Origin of the sequence: Streptococcus ferus DSM 20646, from assembly GCF_000372425.1 — a bacterium.
Taxonomy (GTDB): Bacteria; Bacillota; Bacilli; order Lactobacillales; family Streptococcaceae; genus Streptococcus; species Streptococcus ferus.
On the sequence record NZ_AQVD01000002.1, the window covers coordinates 68,234 to 84,935 of the forward strand.

Consider the following 16,702-nt stretch of genomic DNA (forward strand, 5'->3'; position numbering starts at 1 on the left):
ATCTTTCTCCTAATCTCTTGTAATCTTAAGTAATTCTTCTTTCCTGCGATTATGCAGATAAAGTGTATCAATCGCCAAGTACGGTTCTTTGGAATTGAAATTTTTCGGCAGGAAGTTTTGATCCAGCATGCGCATCCCAAATAGAATATGGCTTGTATTCTGTCTAAAGGACTTCGCAATATCTGTTCCGCTAATCGCCAGATAGTTCTTATAACCACCTGCAATCAAATGCATTTTGACTTTAGAAGCCTTATCAAAGATGATTTGTACCTGTTCCATACTCATCTGGCTTTGGGAAGCAAAATGCTCTAAATCAGGTATGATACCAAACCATTCTTTATATTCTGACGCATTCTCCCGACGGTGAATTTCCAGTACCAACTGTTCCAAACGTTCACTCATATTATTGCCATCAGCTGTAACATACGTTTTAACCTTATTAGCCAAGTTTTCGTAAAGACCATCCGTATCAAATAACATAACAGAAGCCTCTGGCAATGAAGCCAATGTTTCGACTAAATGTCTGGTCATATTGACTAAATGCTCTTCTGTATCTGAAATATAAGCCATCTGTTTAAGTTCTGACAGCGGAATAGCGACACTTTCCACCGTTTCCATACTGAGCCCAACTGGTAAGGCATTCGACTTCAGATCTCGCTGAACACTAGATTTGCTTATAAAGTCAGACATATTGACTACTTCTGGAACAATGGCGATTGGTTTCGGACGTAATCCTTCCCATGACTGATCAAGTTTTTGAACTGTTTCTTGTAAGTTTGAAAGAACTTCCCGATTTGTCTCACCCTCTGCTGGTAAAGCAAATTGGATAACTTCAGGATCAGGATAACGCATCAAACCGCGGCCCGGAATATCTTCCATGATATAAGCATGACGTCCGATAATTGTCCGAGACTCACCATCTTCTGCTAGCTTGAGCACTAAACGTTCACGAATATTAGCTTGAATCCCTCCTTTTAAAGTGGCGAGACGAGAAGCAGTGATTACTACTGTGATTCCCAAGCTGTTACCATCACGAGTCAGAACTTGAATAAAGGCATCTAACTTCTCATAAAGTGGACTGTCTCTCATTCCATCATAGTTATCAATGACTACGACAATCTGTGAATAGGTATTTCCCTGTTCACGATACATGTTGCTATTAGCAGCACCTTGAAGCTGTAAGAATTGCTTTCTCTCTGACATCAGTTGCGTCAGACGTGTAATGAATTTTGTTAGCTTCTCATCATCGGATGCTGTCATAAAGTCTGCTACATGAGGCAATTTCCAAAGTGGTAAAAGACCATTCGTCCCAAAATCAAGCAGATAGAATTGAACCTCTTCGGGGGTATGTCTTGTAGCTAATGACATCGTTAAAGTCTGCAAGAATGTTGTTTTCCCCATTCCTGGTTGTGACAGCAGCAATAAATTTCCCTGAGTTGCAGGATTATAGATAGCAGTTTCCTGAGCTTGACGACTTGGAATATCTACAACGCCAATAGCAGCATCATAGATTTTCAATATTGTAGGTAATTTCAATGTTGTCAGACTGATACGTTCTGATAGCGGAGGAAGCCAAGGCTGTGGCAGAGGCACAATTTTCTCCTCTTGCGTTAGACGTTCGATTTCCTCCACAATCGCATTCAGCTCTGTCGGTACTTGACTGATACTTGTTGCCTGATCCAGACCGGATAGGTCTTTATTCAGCGCCTCATATTGACCTAAAGCATTGATTCGTGAAATCGTGTAGTCGGCAATACCTTGACTGTCTTTATCTAACTGATAATCTGCGCCAGACCAAGCACTCTGAAAGAGTTCATAAACTTCATTATTTCCCACTTGAAGATAAGCACGTCCTGTTTGCGTAATTTCAGCAGCATCTGGCGTATGTAACATCTCTTGAGAATCTGACTTATCAGCCACCTTGAGAGCTATTCTAAAGTTGGAGTTGGACCAAATTTGATCATTGACGACACCTGTAGGTTTTTGGGTTGCTAAGATGAGATTGACTCCCAGTGAGCGTCCGATACGTGCCGTTGAAATAAGTTCGCTAATAAACTCCGGCTGCTCACTTTTTAGTTCGGCAAACTCATCGGATATCAAGAAGAGGTGAGGCATAGGCTCTTTGGCTTCACCTAGCTGAACTTTCTTCTGGTAAGCGTGAATATGGTTAACATGATATTGAGCAAAGAGTCGCTGACGTCTTTGCAGCTCTGCCTTGATAGAAGTCAGCGCTCGCATTGACTGGGCACCGTCCAAATTAGTAATTGTTCCTAAAACATGGGGTAAATCTTTGAAAAGATTCGCCATTCCTCCACCCTTGTAGTCAATCAAAAGAAAGGCAACCTCATGAGGGTGAAAGTTAACAGCTAAAGACAGGATGTAAGACTGAATCAACTCCGATTTTCCAGATCCAGTTGTACCAGCAATAAGACCATGTGGACCATGTGCCTTTTCATGCAAATCTAAATTGACGATATCATCCTGCCCGCGAAGACCTAAAGGAACGGCCATACTTTGATAGGCACGGCGAGACTGCCAACGCGATAAAATATCTAAGTCTGAAACCTTTTCTGCTCCATACATCTCCAAGAAGGTCACGCTCTCTGGAATAGAGGATTTCAATGTCTGTAAATGCCTGAGTGGTGCTAATCGTCTTGCTAATTGCTCTTTATCATACGCTTCTGGGAAATGATCCAAGGTAAAGTTTTGTTCCTTTAGAACTCCCTCTTCCATAACTAATTCGCCCGTTGTCTGATCCTTGAGACGTATGACCGTCTGTACATTTTCAGAGAGAGAACGCATCACATCCTGTACAAAGATTAAACTACAACCTAAGGCCGTTGGATCTTCTGAGAAGAATTCCATGATGACATGATCCATGACCAAGGTCTCATCCGTAATCAAAATCACATAATGTGGGGTGAAGAAGATTTCCTGATTATTACCTGCCGCAGCTAATTGTGTTTGGCGCTGTTTAAGAATTTGATTCAGGCTTCCCAGAACTTGATCCCTTGTTCGCTGATTATCCACAAAACCGCGAATATTTAAATCCCTTAGAGTTGCATGCGGAAGCCAGCGTAGCCACTCCCACTGAGGACGCTCATGTTCAGGCATGACAACTATGAACTGAACATCGTGATAAGAGTGAAAGAATGCCAACTGATGCACCAATAATTGAAGTTGTTCCAGAACTAAGGAGCGATCACCAACGTAACCCACAGGTCCATGTTGAAGATTAGCTATAACTGGCATAGCATTTAGTGTTTTATGGGATTCATAAAGTTCAAATCCTTCCATCTCTAGTGGATCTTTGACACCACTGCGCTCCTTTTGCGAATACATCAGTTGATAGCTTGGTGGTACTTGCCCCAGACCTAAGCGATAGTATAAAAAGTCAAATTGCTGTGGAATTTTTTCGTAAATTCTGTGAGAGTATCCTTGAGCCAATTCGTCAATTTCTTCCAAGTTTGGATAATGATAATACTGCCCAAAGCGTTGAGATTCTGCTAATTGTGTTAATTCGATTGACTTATCTGCTAGATAAGCATGATAGGCTGAAATTCGATCTTCTAAGCTCTGTTTATAGTCGCGCTTATTTCTGAAATAGTTTTGCACCGAAAAGACTGCCGTTGTAATCCCCATAGCAACTGACATGAAAATATAGAGCCCTCGCGGCTGGAATATCGAAATTAAAACAACAATACCAACCATGATTAAAGGCGGAATCAGCATTCTAAGCAACTCATTCCGAGGTTTATTGGGGACTTGAGGTGGTGCATTAACCGTCACCTTGTCTTCAATCGGTCGGTATATTAGACGAGGAGAACGGTGATAGTCTGGGTAATCCTCATAGTAGTGATACATCGATACTGCAACTTCAAGCAATCGCTCATTGGTTATTGTACCAGATAGCCAAACTTCCTTTGGGAATACTTTAATCATGCTATCCCCAAAAGCAATTTCCGAACCAAATCCAAGAATAGCTTTCTCAGGTGTTAAATGGTTATTGAGGTAAACCTGTTCTCCCAAACACTGCAGTTCCCAACTTTGATCCTGACTCTGACTGAGCACCAGAAGAATATCAGGGTTTTCTGGATTTAGGTCTCTGCCTGCCTCTGTACCAATCACAATCCGATTTTTTCCAGAAATACTGTAGCACTTGACCTGTTCTGGCCGGATATAAATTTCAAAATCTCCTAAGTGAACTCCTGAGTCAATCCGACCATTTTCAGATTCATACTGATATTTCAATTCTCCCTCTTCTAGAAAGACACTCAATTGATCGTTAAGTATCAACGAGCCTTCCTCTGGAACACTCAGTATCTGACGATAAGTTCCTTTGAGAGCAATAATCTCCATAAAATTCCTTCCTTATTTTGTGTTAGAAGATGTTGATGATTCTGAGCTATTTTTACTGTCTTCTTCACCTGCTAAGGCCGTTTTGCGATCATCCCAATACTGGTCATACTCGGACTGTAGCTGAGAAAGCTTCTCATCACGCTTTTTCGCAGATAAACTATCGTCCTTGCGCGTATCCGTAATTTCCTCTGCTAGAGCATAGAGGATTAAGTCCACATCATCCAGACGTTTGGCTGTATCGATAGCCTCCTCATTATCACCCCGTCCAACCTGAATCCAGTAGTTTAGATAAAGTTCTTCGGACTTTAAGGTTACATTATTAAGTACAACATTTTTTTGCTCGTCATTAAAATCTAGCCCTTGAATATAAGCATAAGCCAACTCATATCTCTGGGTATAAGGCAATTTGTCTAAGGAAACACCTTCCAAATCGTCAATGAGACCAGTGTAGTCTAATTTGAGAAATGACTTATCCGCCTGTAACATTTTTGTTTGAAAAGGACTTTTGAAGAAAACAAGGTAAGTTAGAGGAACACATAGAATAACTAAAACAGCTGATAGCCAAATGGTTGCATACTTGTAAGTTTTAAAGCGACGTTTGGAAACGAGACTCCGTGTTTCAGCTTCCTCTATTCTTTTCTCTTTATAGAGTTTTGAAAGGTAACTCTCTAAATCATCTATGTTTTCCGCATGAAGGACCGGCAATAAAAATTCTGGAAGTTTTAAAACTTCTAAACCACCCTCATACAATGTCACGAAATTCTCACCAGTAAATAGGCTAATGATGAGAGATTGAGCCTGCCGTAAAAAATCTTTTGGGGTCAAAACGGGGGGGACCATTGCATTCATCAAACTTCGATAAGCCACTTTAATCGTCAAATCTTTTGTAATAAAAAGATTGGCTGGATGCAAAATAAGCCCAAAGGGATACCGCATTGCTCCTTTTAAATCTAAGATATTCAAACAAAATCGTAAACGCTCAGACATTCTAAGGGTTCTGATACTCTCAAAAGACTCTCCCAAAGTCAGAATTTCGTAGGAGAAGATGATTTGTTCATCTTCAAATTGCCTACTTTGTTTTAGAAAATAAGAAGAATCTACTTCTAATAATTGAAGTTGTTCCAAATTGGATAAATTAATGTCTGAACGTTTAAACATCACCTGCCAACTGGTTTCATTTTTTTCGAAAATAAAATCTTGTCCTAAAAAAGCAAACTGTTCTTTCATCTATAGGCTCTCCAATCTTAAATAATCTCCCGTAGTAATAGGATAATCTGACAAGAGAGCTCCCTCAGAAAGAAGGAGCCCCTTATTCACCACAAGAAGTTGATAGGCGTGTTTAGCCTTAGGAATATTGAATATCTGGCTCAGCTCAAGACTCAACTGTTTTACTGTTATCCTAGTAGGAATACGCAAGTCAACGCTCTCCTTACCTAGATCAAGACTAATATTAATAAACTCCACCTTCTACTCCTTTTCACTCTTGTTCAGTCGGTACGTAAAGATTCCGGCGACACTTACAGCTAACAGAATCACACCACCATATATCAGAGTATTGCCTAAGTTCCACTCCTCTTCGTCCTGATTTGCATCTATACTGATGACATGCGTTACAGATGACTGAAAAAGATTGGTGGGCTTTCGCTTCAGACTCGTTGTAATAACTTTTCCTTTTTGAAACAGTTCTCCTTGTTGGCGAGACAAGGAAGCTTTACCGTCCTTGTCCTCAGCTAGCTTTTTAGTATCTTCTTCGTTAAACAGGTCCATCACTTGATTAGACTGTTCCCCCAAACTCTCTTTTTCATCTTGGGCAACTCTGCCAGAATCAAAGGTTAGACTATTATCCTTGATAGTATCTGCTAAAACTTCTGAAGAAAACAAGACAGTAGTGCTGACCAATAAAGATATAAAGAACTTTCTCATATAGGCCCTCTTTTCAATCTAGTCCTTTCCAATCTTTTGGTTTATTCATCAACTTTCCGATACTTTATAAGAATGGTTCTCCCATGGGAAACGTACGACTATGTTTAAAATAATGATAATAATTATACTGATAAATAGAGCTGAAACCACTCCTGCACCAACCGTAATATGATCAAAATAAAGCGATAATTTCTCTTCCATCAAAGATAAAATGTTCCACATTTTAAGTTTTTGAGCAAAATCTGTTGTTGCAACAGCCATCCCTGTAGCATTCGAAAAGTAAACAAAAGTAACAAGAGTATAGAGACTCAACCCCATCCCTAAAGCTTTCATGTGTTTCAAAAGGAAATACTGACCGTGAAGCAATAAGAAGCTAAAGAGAACAAAGATTAAAATCCAAGATGGTATTAAGTCTCTATCTAGGACCATAATCCGACTTGAAACAGCTCCTAATACAATACCTTCAACTAAAGCCAATGCTGATAACAGTAACACATTAAAAATGTCTGTATCTGCAAAAAGTCCCTTTGTAAATTTGTTTTTGACACGCCGAATCAAGTCTTGAGTGGCAAAGAGATAAGCTGTGAACAATGTAATCACACCCAGAAGAAGGACCCATGTGAATGGCCGGTATGTGTTAACTTGCGACTTATAAGATGTGGTCCGAGTAGCTACTGGACTTGATAAGAATTCCAGCAACGCTTCATTAGGAACACCATTATTATAGGCATTATCTAAAACAGTAATAAATGATTTGACAAAATCATTGCTTTCAGTCAATTCGGCATTGAATTTGTTCATCAGTTTTTGAGCTTCTTCTGATAATGTTTGACCATCAGTCTGTGCGGTCTCAACAGCCTTGTTAAAGGATTCAAATGAGGATGAAACTGATGAAGCAGCTTTTGCATTAGATGCAGCTGATGTTTTCAAGCTTTCTGACTGTGTAACCAATTTAGAGATTCTTCCTGAAAGATCCGATGATTTTCTGGTCCTCTCATTGTCAGCCTGTTCGCTTTCATTTCCTGCAGTCTGTGCAGCTTTTATACTTTTAAGTAATGTAATACTATCATTGATATCGGATTCAACATTATCATTTTGTTTTTGGATTTTTTCCATATTTTCAACAAGATTTTCACGAGTTGTTCTTAATGTTTCCAAAACATCCTTTACATCACGATTTGCTGAATAAGTATCCAAAGAGTTTTCAACAGCCTGGGTCAAAAGATTAACTAAAAGCGTCTTGGCACTCTGATTAAAGAAAGAATCAGTCAAATTGGTCTGAGAGCCATTCGGATAGTAGGTGGTCAAAAGACTTCCTGCATTATTGTAAGCATCCACAACCATCTGCGCCGTCGTAGTGTATTGTTCAACTGTCGCTCTATAATCCGTAAGATTAAAACGTTGTCCTTCAGTAATCTGAACACCACCTACAGATACCTTGATGGAGGCTGTACCCGTTTCAGTATTACCTCCCTGCTCCCCTTCAGCAGCTGTCGCCTGTTTAATATTATAATGGAACTCGTTATTCTTACTCAAGTCTACAGTAATTTCACTTGAAGGAGCAACCGGAGCCTGAACTTGTCCATCTTCAACAAGATACCAAGATTCAACGTCCACCCCAGTTGCTGCTAAACTAGCCTGTACTTTTGTGCTAACAGTTGTTGTTGCATTAAGATTATCCGTATTATAGCCCCTAACAGCTGCTGCCGCATTACCTAAACTAGCCTTCAAATTATTATTAGCCGCTGAGTAGCCATAATTTGAAACAGGTGTCGCATCAGAATACTGTGTGATTTTTAGGCTATAATCAGTATCTGTTACGCCTTTAAGATCCCCTGCTATATCCGCAGCTTTATCAGATGGTAAGGTACTAGCAGCATTACTTACCATAGTATTAATAGAAGCTTTATAATCTTTAAGACTGGTCGTTAACCCAACATTTCCCTGTTCAAGGATATCAGCTAAAGTGATTTCATTAAGTCTCTCAATATCCTTACCATAGTAACTTGACAACTCTTCCTCAACAATGGTTTCGACATCTTTAACAGCTGGATTATCTTTATCTTTTTCTGCTACGGTTTGCAGTTGTTTTTCTAGTTCATCAAGCTGCGTATTAAGAGTATTAGTGAGTTCTTTGTAAGCTTTGTCTTGATTAGGAGTGTTCTCTGGTTCAGAAGAGCCACCTTCTCCACTATCGGACTCTAAAAGTTGAGCTATCGAACCTTTATCTGCCTCTAAATTAGCAATAATTAGATCTATTTGACTAGATAGCTCATTTGGATTTTGCTGAAATACTCCTTCAGTAAATTGTTTTCCACTAATTGTTCCTTGGCTGTATTCTGATAATAAACTTTGTAGATCCGTCAAAATGATGGAAGTGTCACTTCCATCAGAATTTGCATTATCTGCTGAAGTGTTCAATAATTTAGCTAAACTATCATTAGCCGATAAGCTACTATTGGCTAATGATACCAAACTTGGAAAAACAGTTGGAAAACTCAAAGAAGATTTGTAAAGATTGCCCTGATAGCTCCCTATATTATCATTTTGTATATCAGAAACAAGTTGAGCATTTTGCTGAGCTGTATAAAGATTACCTAAAATAGACGCAAGGTACATATTAATCAGTTGGCTGTTAAGATTTGACACAATATCATTCCCAACTTTATTAGCCGCAGACTCAACACGTGCATTTCCCTTAGCATTAACCTTATAGGTAACAGTTACTTTATCAACCACAACACTATTGATATCTAGAATTTTAGAGGAGAAATTGCTAGGGATATATACAACTAATTGATAGTCTCCACGCTTAAGTCCCGCTTCTGCCGTTGAACGACTGGCAATCGTCCAATTTTGACTTTCATCTCTCTCAATCGTTTTGACATAATCAGCACCTAAATTGTAGCTTGTATTTTTATCCACCACTGTCTTATCTTCATTAACAACGGTCACATTTAAACGATCACTTTGATTACTTGTTTCATTTTTATTATTACTAGATTTCTGAACTAAAATATTCAAACCAATAATAGTTGTTAATAAAACCAAAACAAAAACAATATTGACAATCACCTTGACACTTCTAGGCAACTTTTTCTTTAAAAAAACCATTACTTCTATTCCTTTATCCTAAAACAATCCTTTTAATCTTTGATATTTCCACGAAAGCAAATCAATTCACTTCTACCTAACAAATTAATACCCAGAAGTATACATTTATGACGTGGGGTAATGGCATTGATAGCTCAATACCATTAACTCACATTACAAATACAATAAATAAGAGCGGGAGGGAACTTCCCTACCCACCCCTTTTAGCAACATGGATTATGACCCTGCAATCTGAGAAGCCATTGATGTGTCAACATCTTCAAGATTGCCAGCAACTGAGTTAAGCTGTTGGTTAATCGCTTCAAGCAACTCAGCGAATTGGCTTACTTTTGGTGACAATTCATTAAATTGTTGTTCAAAAGCGTCAAAGGCACTACCATCCCAATTTTCAGAAATAATAGCCTGTTCATTCGTAAGAGATGTCAATACATCATTAACACTTTGAGCTCCTGCAGTATATTTTGTTGCAGATGTACGTAGCTCATCTGGAGTCAGTTTAATTTGACCTGCCATAGGATCCCCTTCCTTTCCTTTAAGATACTACCATAATATCACGAAAAACCTTTATTTGCAATGGCTTTCCAACTCTTTTTTAATTTTACAATATTCCATCATTAGGCAGTTTTTAAGGATTTGAACATGATAACTCTCTTTTCCGTAATTTTTCCAAGGTCTCTTGAAAAATAGCCGGCGGCGGAGCAGTGAAGGTCAAAAGCTCTCCTGTTCTAGGATGTGTAAATCCCAAGGTTTGGGCATGAAGAAACTGCCCCTGACCGTTAAGGGTTTTTCGAGGGGCATATAGAGGATCTCCTGCTACCGGATGACCGATATAAGCCATATGGACCCTAATCTGATGTGTCCGACCGGTCTCTAGGGTTAACTCAACAAAGCTATAATCGCCAAAGCGCTCCAGGACCTGAAAGCGCGTGACCGCTTCCTTGCCTTTTGCCGTAACCGCCTGTTTTTTACGATCCTTATCGCTGCGACCGATGGGGGCTTCAATCAGACCTCTGTCATTTGGCAGATTGCCATGAACAATGGCTACATACTGGCGCAGCGACTTTTGAGCTTTCAGTTCAGCGGCCAAGGCCTGATGGGCTTGATCATTTTTCGCAATCATCAGGAGACCAGACGTATCCTTATCAATCCGATGGACAATTCCCGGTCTGACAACACCATTGATAGACGATAAATTGGGGATATGAAACAGCAGCGCATTAACCAAGGGACCCGATGTATGCCCCGCCGAAGGGTGAACCACCATGCCTTGCGCCTTATTGATAACCGCAAGATCTTCGTCCTGGTAGATAATCTCTAAGGGGAGGTCCTCTGCTGCATAGTCAAGAACTTCTTCAGGAGGAAGCTCGTAAGAGATAACATCTCCTTCTTTAACGGCATATCTAGCTTTTTGAGTCTGTCCATTAACGAGGACCTTTCCCGTCTTGATTTGCTCATTGGCCAAGGAGCGTGAGAGGCTGGTCAAATCTGCCAAAGCCTTGTCAAGCCTTGCACCAGCTTCTTTAATGATGATTTTCATTCTTAGCCTCTTCTTTCCATAACGCTATCACCAGCAGCAAAACACCAACCGACAGGCAGGCATCCGCCACATTAAAAATCGCGAAATTAACAAAATCCAAATGCACCATATCGACAACATAGCCCAAACGAACTCGATCGATAAAGTTTCCCAAACCACCTGCAATGATCAAAACCAAACCAGATAAAAGCCAGACACTGCCGTTGAGATGACCAAGCAAGTAATAAACAGCTCCCCCTAAGACCAGCAAAGTCATTAGCGCAAAAAACCATTGCTGATTTTGCAAGATTGAAAAAGCTGCGCCCCGATTCTGCAGATAGGTGAGGCTGAATACATGAGGGATAAAAGACCTAATCTCTCCCAGCTTAATATTGGAAACAACCCACCACTTACTAAGCTGATCAAGACCCACCAAGAGGCAGACAAAGAAAACCAAACCTAATTTTTTCATCTTTCCTCCTCAGGGTTTGTAAGTCTCAAAATAATTGAACATCACATTGATGAATTTAAGGGCGCAGGCAGACAAGTTGCTGGAATTGCGTCTGACATAAACCATGTGATTGTCTAAATTATCTTCTAAGGGAATAACGGTGATACCATTCACACTTCTGCTGTCTAAAAAGCCAGACCCTGTAGCATAGGCATCTGTTCGCTCCAAAATACCATTTAAGGTCGCCCGGTCCGTTACATTGTAAAGCAAGGAAGACTCACTGGTATCCACTAAATTTTCAGAATAATAGAGGTACTCGTCTTTTTCTTGGGTAAACCGTACGGTCTCTAGGCCAGCCAAATCCTCCATGGTCAGACTTTCTTTTTTGGCCAAGGGATGATCCTGTCGCAGATAGATGTGTGTCTGAAATGAAATCAATTCGACAGACTCTAGGCCAAGCTTGTCCATCCTCTGCTGAATCCCTTTGCGGTTTTGATTATTTAGATAGATAATGCCAATTTCAGAATGTCCCTGAGCGACTTCATCTAAAATTTGAGCAGTGGTGGATTCAAAAATCCTTAAATCCTTGTATTCAGGATATTGCTCTGAGAACGTTGTCATCAATGGGGGCAAAAAATCATAATGCTGACTGGCTACGGAAAACTGACTGTTAGCCGCATCTGGTTTCGTATATTGCTTTTCAAAAGAATCAAAACTCTTGACCACCTCCAGAGACTTCTCATAAAAGACCATTCCCTGACTGGTCAAAACAGCCCCTGTCGTTGTCCGCGTAAAAATTTGGAAACCCAATTCTTCTTCTAAATCTTTGACAGCCACTGATAGGCTGGGCTGACTGACAAATAGTTTCGCTGCCGCTTCTCGAAAAGTCCCGCTGTTGGCGATAGCCACCACATATCGTAATTGTTGAATGTTCATACTCTTCCTTCTTTCGCTCTTTTCATTATAACACAAAAGAAAACAGGAAAGGAGCAGGCTCCTCCAAGCCTGCCCTCCCTTTTCAAAGATAGCTCAGTCTTCTGCCTTATCAACCAAGCCCTGCTTATCCAACCAAGTCTCTAGAAAGCGCTGAGCCAAACTGTCTGGATAGATGATATCTCTAGCTAAGGCTGGCGAAAACCAAGCCGCTTGGTCAATTTCATGATTGCAGTTTAAAGCGGCTGCCTCCTTAACACGGCAGGCAAAATTAAGCATAAGGACGTTATTCTTCTCATAAAATTGACTGGCATTGAATTGAATAGAGGCCACATCGAGATTCGTTTCTTCTTTGACTTCCCGAACAACAGCAGCCTCTACCGTTTCACCCCGACCGACATAACCAGCCACCAAAATATGATTGGGATTGCCATACTGCTGAATAAGGAGGATTTTTTCTTCCAATTCATCATAGACAATGGCCGACATCGCGACATTATATTGTGGAAAACGATACTTCTGACAATATTGACAAAAAGGGACATATCCCTCGTTTTCCAACTCTTTCTCGATGAGTTCTGTTCCGCATTCAGCACAATAATACATTTTTGATTTCCCTTTTCAGTTTTCCTATCTTCTTGGATAAGCTAAAAAGCTCCCCTTACTATCTGGAGAGCTTTTTATGTTCTTGGTTTCTATTTCGCAATTGGGTATACAGAAACTTGTTTTTTATCGCGACCTTTGCGTTCAAAACGGACAACACCTTCTACCTTAGCAAAAAGGGTATCGTCACCGCCACGGCCAACATTAGCTCCTGGATAAATATGAGTTCCGCGTTGACGGTAAAGGATTGAGCCTCCTGTTACAGTTTGGCCGTCAGCCGCTTTCGCTCCAAGACGTTTTGCTTGTGAGTCACGTCCGTTAGATGTTGAACCGCCACCTTTTTTGTGGGCGAACATTTGCAAGTTAGCAAGATTCATTTTTAACATAATGTGGTTTCCTCTCTTAATTAGTCATTTGGATTTGGACGTCTACAAATCTTGATTGATTGTCAGCTAAGTTTGATATTCCCAAAAAGAAAGCCTCAAACAACAGCTGGACTTTTTCATCAGACTGATAAGGATCTGATGAGATATCAAGGTTCATATAACCGCCGTCCAAGTCATCCATATCTATATCTGCCTGGCAGTCTGTCAGCACTTCTAACGCATTAACCAAATTAATCGCAAGTGTCGAAACAGCTGCACACACAACATCAAAGCCAAATTCACCGCTGCCAGCATGACCTGAAAGAACAACTCCTTCAAGCTGACCTGATTGCCGCCGTGTAAAAATTGCTTTAATCATTGGATTGATTAGGCGTTAATCGCTTTGATTACAACTTTGGTATAAGGCTGACGGTGACCTTGTTTTCTGTGGCTGCCTTTTTTAGGTTTGTACTTGTAAGTAACAACCTTTTTTTGCTTACCTTGTTTTTCAACCGTTCCGACAACAGTCGCACCGGAAACCAAAGGTGTTCCAACAACTGTCTTTTCACCACCGACAAGAACAACTTGGTCAAAAGTGACTTCTGCTCCTGCTTCGACATCAAGTTTCTCAACGTAAATCGCTTGATCAACTTCAACTTTTACTTGCTTACCACCAGTTTTGATGATTGCGTATGTGCTCATGATGCACCTCCTATAAATTTTGTTTGAGGGATCTCCCTCTTTTGTGAAGACTCGCCTTGCACCGTGAGTTTAAAACTGCTTAAACGGTGTTCGTGCGGTTGCACAGGATGTGCATATAGTCAACTTTTACATTGTAACACGAATATTCTCTTAACACAAGACTTTTGCAGGAAATAATTCCTTTTTTCCTCTTTGAACCGCATCCCTTCACCTCAAATAACCTTACCATTTTTTGACAAGATCTTCCTGCCCTCCTATATTACCACTTGAGGTTTACCAGTTCAGTCATCTCTTGATAAGCCGCATCCGCTTTTGCTTTCATGGTATCGTCCAATTTATCTCGATACTTCCCGCCTTCAATGAAATCTTCCAGTATTAAGGTTCGATAATTCATATATTCATAGCCTTCAGCGCCTACTTGTCCTTTTCCCCAGGACCATACCAGAGTTGGGTGGGCCTTGACAGTTTTGATGGTGGTTTGACCAGCCTTTTTCTCAAAAGTAAGATCCATCAGAAGCCCGCGTTCTGTCCATTTGTTGTCCATGCGTTCGTAGGTTTGGTTGGAGAGAAAATTACCCATGGAGTAGATAATAAATTTCTTTTGCCCATCTTTTTTCAGCGTTTCCGATGGCTCAACAACATGGGGATGACCGCCGAAAATGACATCAGCTCCCCAGTTGACCATCTTGTGATAGAGTTTAACTTGTTCCGCTGTTGGTTCCAGCTGATATTCGACCCCCATTTGCGGCATAACAATGGTGATGTCAGCCTCTTGTTCAGCCTTCTTAAGGTCTGCCTTAATTTTCTTCTCATCAAGGTCAGACAGATGGGCTTCATACTCCTCTGTCGTCAGGTTGGACTCCATACCATTATAGGCGTAAGCATAGCCGAGTATCGCAATCTTAATCCCATTGACCTTCTTAATCAGAATACCTTCCTTGGCACGATCCTTGCGATAGACCCCAATCGTATCAAGGCCTAAATCGTTAAAGGTCTTAGCTGTGTTTAAGGCACCAGACAACTGAGAATCCAAAATATGATTGTGCGCTAAATCAACCACATCATAACCCGTATCTTTCATGCTCTGAGCAGCTTCTGCTGGAGCATTGAAAAGTGGATAGCCCGCCAAAGGGAAGTCTGGACTAATCGTCCCTTCAAAGTCACCGATCGCCAAGTCTGCCTTTGAAATCCAATCTTTGGCATACTCAAAATAGGGATTGAAATCATAAGACCCATCCTCTTGGCGTGCACTAGTGTAGAGAATATCATGATAAAGGATATCTCCATTAGCCATGACTCGCGCAGTATGTGTCTGATTTGATGAGGCACCTGACTGTTTTCTGCTAGTGAAAACATCAAAAATACCAGCAGCTAGCAGGCACAGCACGATAAGGGCTATGCAAAATAGCACAAGATTTTCAAAACTACTTTTCTTTAACATCTCTCCAACCTCCATGACCCCATTATAGCACTAAAATACAGCTAAAATAGGAAAAAACCTGATTAAAAATCAAGTTTTTATAAGAGATCTGCAATTAAGTCGTCTACTGGATCCGATGCCAGCTCTGGACCGATGTCACTTACGGTGATGCCAGCAACAGCACGCGCCACCAAGCCATCAACATCAAGGCGCTCCTCATATTGCTCCACATTCTTTAACTTGGGATTGGTCTTAGGACGGTCAGGAGCAAAAATCGTACAGCAATCTTCGAAGGGCTGAATGGAAATCTCGAAGGTGTCGATGGTCTGGGCAAGCTCAATAATTTCCAGCTTATCCATGGTCACAACTGGCCGAATGACAGGTGTCTTGGTAACGGCATTAATGGCCTGCATAGACTCCAGCGTTTGACTGGCTACCTGACCAAGACTTTCACCATTGATAATGACCAAGCCATGTCTTTGCTGGCGAATCGCATCTGTAATCCGCATCATAAAGCGGCGAGTTAAGGTCATCAGATAAGATTCAGGCGTTTTTGCCTTGATTTCCTCCTGAATTTCAGTAAAAGGTACTTCAATAAAGCTTATCTGACCGCCAAACTTGGTTAATTTTCGGGTCAAATCCTGAGCTTTCTTCAGGGCTCCCGGGCTAGTGTAAGGCGGGCTGGCAAAATGAACAGCCTCAATGGCCACCCCTCGTTTCAGTGCCAGATAGCCTGCTACTGGTGAATCGATGCCTCCAGACAGCATGAGCATTCCCTTACCGGATGTTCCCACGGGAAGGCCACCAGCTCCCTTAATATTCTCATAAGAAAGATAGGCCGCTTCATCTCTGATTTCAACTTTCAGGGTAATGTCTGGCTGCTTCATCTGGGCTTGAATGGTCGGCAAAACTTCAAAAACAGCTGCCCCCAATACCTGATTGAGGTCTCGGCTATCTAATTCAAACGAGTGGTCGCTTCGCTTACTTGAAATTTTAAAAGTCATGCCTTCCTGATAGAGGCCCAGCATAATCTCCTGAACTGCTTTTTTCAGCAGACTCATCTCCTTTTCAACCTTATAGGAGGGAGAAAAGGCTTGAATGCCAAAGATTTGCTTGAGTGACTCTGCAACAGGAACATAATCTGTCCCGTTCAGATAGACATGGGCCCGATCACGGTCTGCGGTTACCGTCACTTGGGGGTAGATTGATAAAACAGACTGGATATTACGTCTTAATTGATTGATAAAGCGCATCCGGTTTTTGCCTTTTGTTGACAGCTCACCGTACCGCACCATAATTTCAGAATACTGCATCGT

At 41.0% G+C, this 16,702-nt stretch carries 15 protein-coding genes and 1 other annotated feature; all 15 genes read right to left on the minus strand.

Annotated elements, in window-relative coordinates; all coding sequences use genetic code 11:
* Nucleotides 1–9: 9 nt before the first annotated feature.
* The gene (essC, locus tag A3GY_RS0103290) at nucleotides 10–4,359 is read right to left on the minus strand and encodes a type VII secretion protein EssC (protein WP_018029983.1); all 4,350 of its coding nucleotides are present in this window, start codon (nucleotides 4,357–4,359) and stop codon (nucleotides 10–12) included.
* A 12-nt stretch (nucleotides 4,360–4,371) separates the two neighbouring features.
* On the minus strand, nucleotides 4,372–5,586 hold the full coding sequence (gene essB, locus A3GY_RS0103295) for a type VII secretion protein EssB (RefSeq protein WP_018029984.1): 1,215 nt from the start codon (nucleotides 5,584–5,586) through the stop codon (nucleotides 4,372–4,374).
* Complete coding sequence (locus A3GY_RS0103300; RefSeq protein WP_018029985.1) at nucleotides 5,587–5,823, minus strand: EsaB/YukD family protein; 237 nt, start codon at nucleotides 5,821–5,823, stop codon at nucleotides 5,587–5,589.
* Between the two features lie 3 nt (nucleotides 5,824–5,826).
* Nucleotides 5,827–6,282: a type VII secretion protein EssA gene (gene essA / locus A3GY_RS0103305; protein WP_018029986.1), complete on the minus strand. Its 456-nt coding sequence runs from the start codon at nucleotides 6,280–6,282 to the stop codon at nucleotides 5,827–5,829.
* A gap of 48 nt (nucleotides 6,283–6,330) precedes the next feature.
* Nucleotides 6,331–9,396: a type VII secretion protein EsaA gene (gene esaA / locus A3GY_RS0103310; protein WP_018029987.1), complete on the minus strand. Its 3,066-nt coding sequence runs from the start codon at nucleotides 9,394–9,396 to the stop codon at nucleotides 6,331–6,333.
* 216 nt (nucleotides 9,397–9,612) lie between these two features.
* On the minus strand, nucleotides 9,613–9,909 hold the full coding sequence (locus tag A3GY_RS0103315; protein WP_018029988.1) for a WXG100 family type VII secretion target: 297 nt from the start codon (nucleotides 9,907–9,909) through the stop codon (nucleotides 9,613–9,615).
* Nucleotides 9,910–10,021: 112 nt separating this feature from the next.
* Nucleotides 10,022–10,933 carry an RluA family pseudouridine synthase gene (locus tag A3GY_RS0103320; RefSeq protein ID WP_018029989.1) on the minus strand — a complete coding sequence of 304 codons (912 nt, stop codon included), beginning with the start codon at nucleotides 10,931–10,933 and terminating at the stop codon, nucleotides 10,022–10,024.
* Nucleotides 10,917–11,384 carry a signal peptidase II gene (gene lspA, locus A3GY_RS0103325; protein WP_018029990.1) on the minus strand — a complete coding sequence of 156 codons (468 nt, stop codon included), beginning with the start codon at nucleotides 11,382–11,384 and terminating at the stop codon, nucleotides 10,917–10,919. The genes A3GY_RS0103320 and lspA overlap by 17 nt, the downstream gene beginning before the upstream one ends.
* Before the next feature lie 9 nt (nucleotides 11,385–11,393).
* Nucleotides 11,394–12,299 carry a LysR family transcriptional regulator gene (locus A3GY_RS0103330; RefSeq protein ID WP_018029991.1) on the minus strand — a complete coding sequence of 302 codons (906 nt, stop codon included), beginning with the start codon at nucleotides 12,297–12,299 and terminating at the stop codon, nucleotides 11,394–11,396.
* Between the two features lie 93 nt (nucleotides 12,300–12,392).
* Entirely contained in the window at nucleotides 12,393–12,902 is a 510-nt protein-coding gene (locus A3GY_RS0103335; RefSeq protein ID WP_018029992.1) for an NAD(+) diphosphatase, read from the minus strand.
* Nucleotides 12,903–12,991: 89 nt separating this feature from the next.
* The gene (rpmA, locus tag A3GY_RS0103340) at nucleotides 12,992–13,285 is read right to left on the minus strand and encodes a 50S ribosomal protein L27 (RefSeq protein ID WP_018029993.1); all 294 of its coding nucleotides are present in this window, start codon (nucleotides 13,283–13,285) and stop codon (nucleotides 12,992–12,994) included.
* A 16-nt stretch (nucleotides 13,286–13,301) separates the two neighbouring features.
* Nucleotides 13,302–13,643 (minus strand): ribosomal-processing cysteine protease Prp, encoded by a 342-nt coding sequence (locus A3GY_RS0103345; protein ID WP_018029994.1) that lies wholly within the window; start codon nucleotides 13,641–13,643, stop codon nucleotides 13,302–13,304.
* An 8-nt stretch (nucleotides 13,644–13,651) separates the two neighbouring features.
* On the minus strand, nucleotides 13,652–13,966 hold the full coding sequence (gene rplU, locus A3GY_RS0103350) for a 50S ribosomal protein L21 (RefSeq protein WP_018029995.1): 315 nt from the start codon (nucleotides 13,964–13,966) through the stop codon (nucleotides 13,652–13,654).
* 37 nt (nucleotides 13,967–14,003) lie between these two features.
* Nucleotides 14,004–14,076, minus strand: a sequence feature (ribosomal protein L21 leader region).
* 149 nt (nucleotides 14,077–14,225) lie between these two features.
* Nucleotides 14,226–15,407 (minus strand): CapA family protein, encoded by a 1,182-nt coding sequence (locus tag A3GY_RS0103355; RefSeq protein ID WP_018029996.1) that lies wholly within the window; start codon nucleotides 15,405–15,407, stop codon nucleotides 14,226–14,228.
* A gap of 77 nt (nucleotides 15,408–15,484) precedes the next feature.
* Nucleotides 15,485–16,699 carry a tRNA uracil 4-sulfurtransferase ThiI gene (thiI, locus tag A3GY_RS0103360; protein WP_018029997.1) on the minus strand — a complete coding sequence of 405 codons (1,215 nt, stop codon included), beginning with the start codon at nucleotides 16,697–16,699 and terminating at the stop codon, nucleotides 15,485–15,487.
* Between the last annotated feature and the right edge of the window lie 3 nt (nucleotides 16,700–16,702).

Coding starts and splice junctions, on each gene's coding strand:
- A3GY_RS0103330 (WP_018029991.1), bottom strand. CDS start 12,299: ATGAACATTCAACAATTACGATATGTGGTGGCTATCGCCAACAGCGGG.
- A3GY_RS0103345 (WP_018029994.1), bottom strand. CDS start 13,643: ATGATTAAAGCAATTTTTACACGGCGGCAATCAGGTCAGCTTGAAGGA.
- essB (WP_018029984.1), bottom strand. CDS start 5,586: ATGAAAGAACAGTTTGCTTTTTTAGGACAAGATTTTATTTTCGAAAAA.
- esaA (WP_018029987.1), bottom strand. CDS start 9,396: ATGGTTTTTTTAAAGAAAAAGTTGCCTAGAAGTGTCAAGGTGATTGTC.
- essC (WP_018029983.1), bottom strand. CDS start 4,359: ATGGAGATTATTGCTCTCAAAGGAACTTATCGTCAGATACTGAGTGTT.
- rpmA (WP_018029993.1), bottom strand. CDS start 13,285: ATGTTAAAAATGAATCTTGCTAACTTGCAAATGTTCGCCCACAAAAAA.
- lspA (WP_018029990.1), bottom strand. CDS start 11,384: ATGAAAAAATTAGGTTTGGTTTTCTTTGTCTGCCTCTTGGTGGGTCTT.
- A3GY_RS0103335 (WP_018029992.1), bottom strand. CDS start 12,902: ATGTATTATTGTGCTGAATGCGGAACAGAACTCATCGAGAAAGAGTTG.
- A3GY_RS0103355 (WP_018029996.1), bottom strand. CDS start 15,407: ATGTTAAAGAAAAGTAGTTTTGAAAATCTTGTGCTATTTTGCATAGCC.
- A3GY_RS0103315 (WP_018029988.1), bottom strand. CDS start 9,909: ATGGCAGGTCAAATTAAACTGACTCCAGATGAGCTACGTACATCTGCA.
- essA (WP_018029986.1), bottom strand. CDS start 6,282: ATGAGAAAGTTCTTTATATCTTTATTGGTCAGCACTACTGTCTTGTTT.
- rplU (WP_018029995.1), bottom strand. CDS start 13,966: ATGAGCACATACGCAATCATCAAAACTGGTGGTAAGCAAGTAAAAGTT.
- A3GY_RS0103320 (WP_018029989.1), bottom strand. CDS start 10,933: ATGAAAATCATCATTAAAGAAGCTGGTGCAAGGCTTGACAAGGCTTTG.
- thiI (WP_018029997.1), bottom strand. CDS start 16,699: ATGCAGTATTCTGAAATTATGGTGCGGTACGGTGAGCTGTCAACAAAA.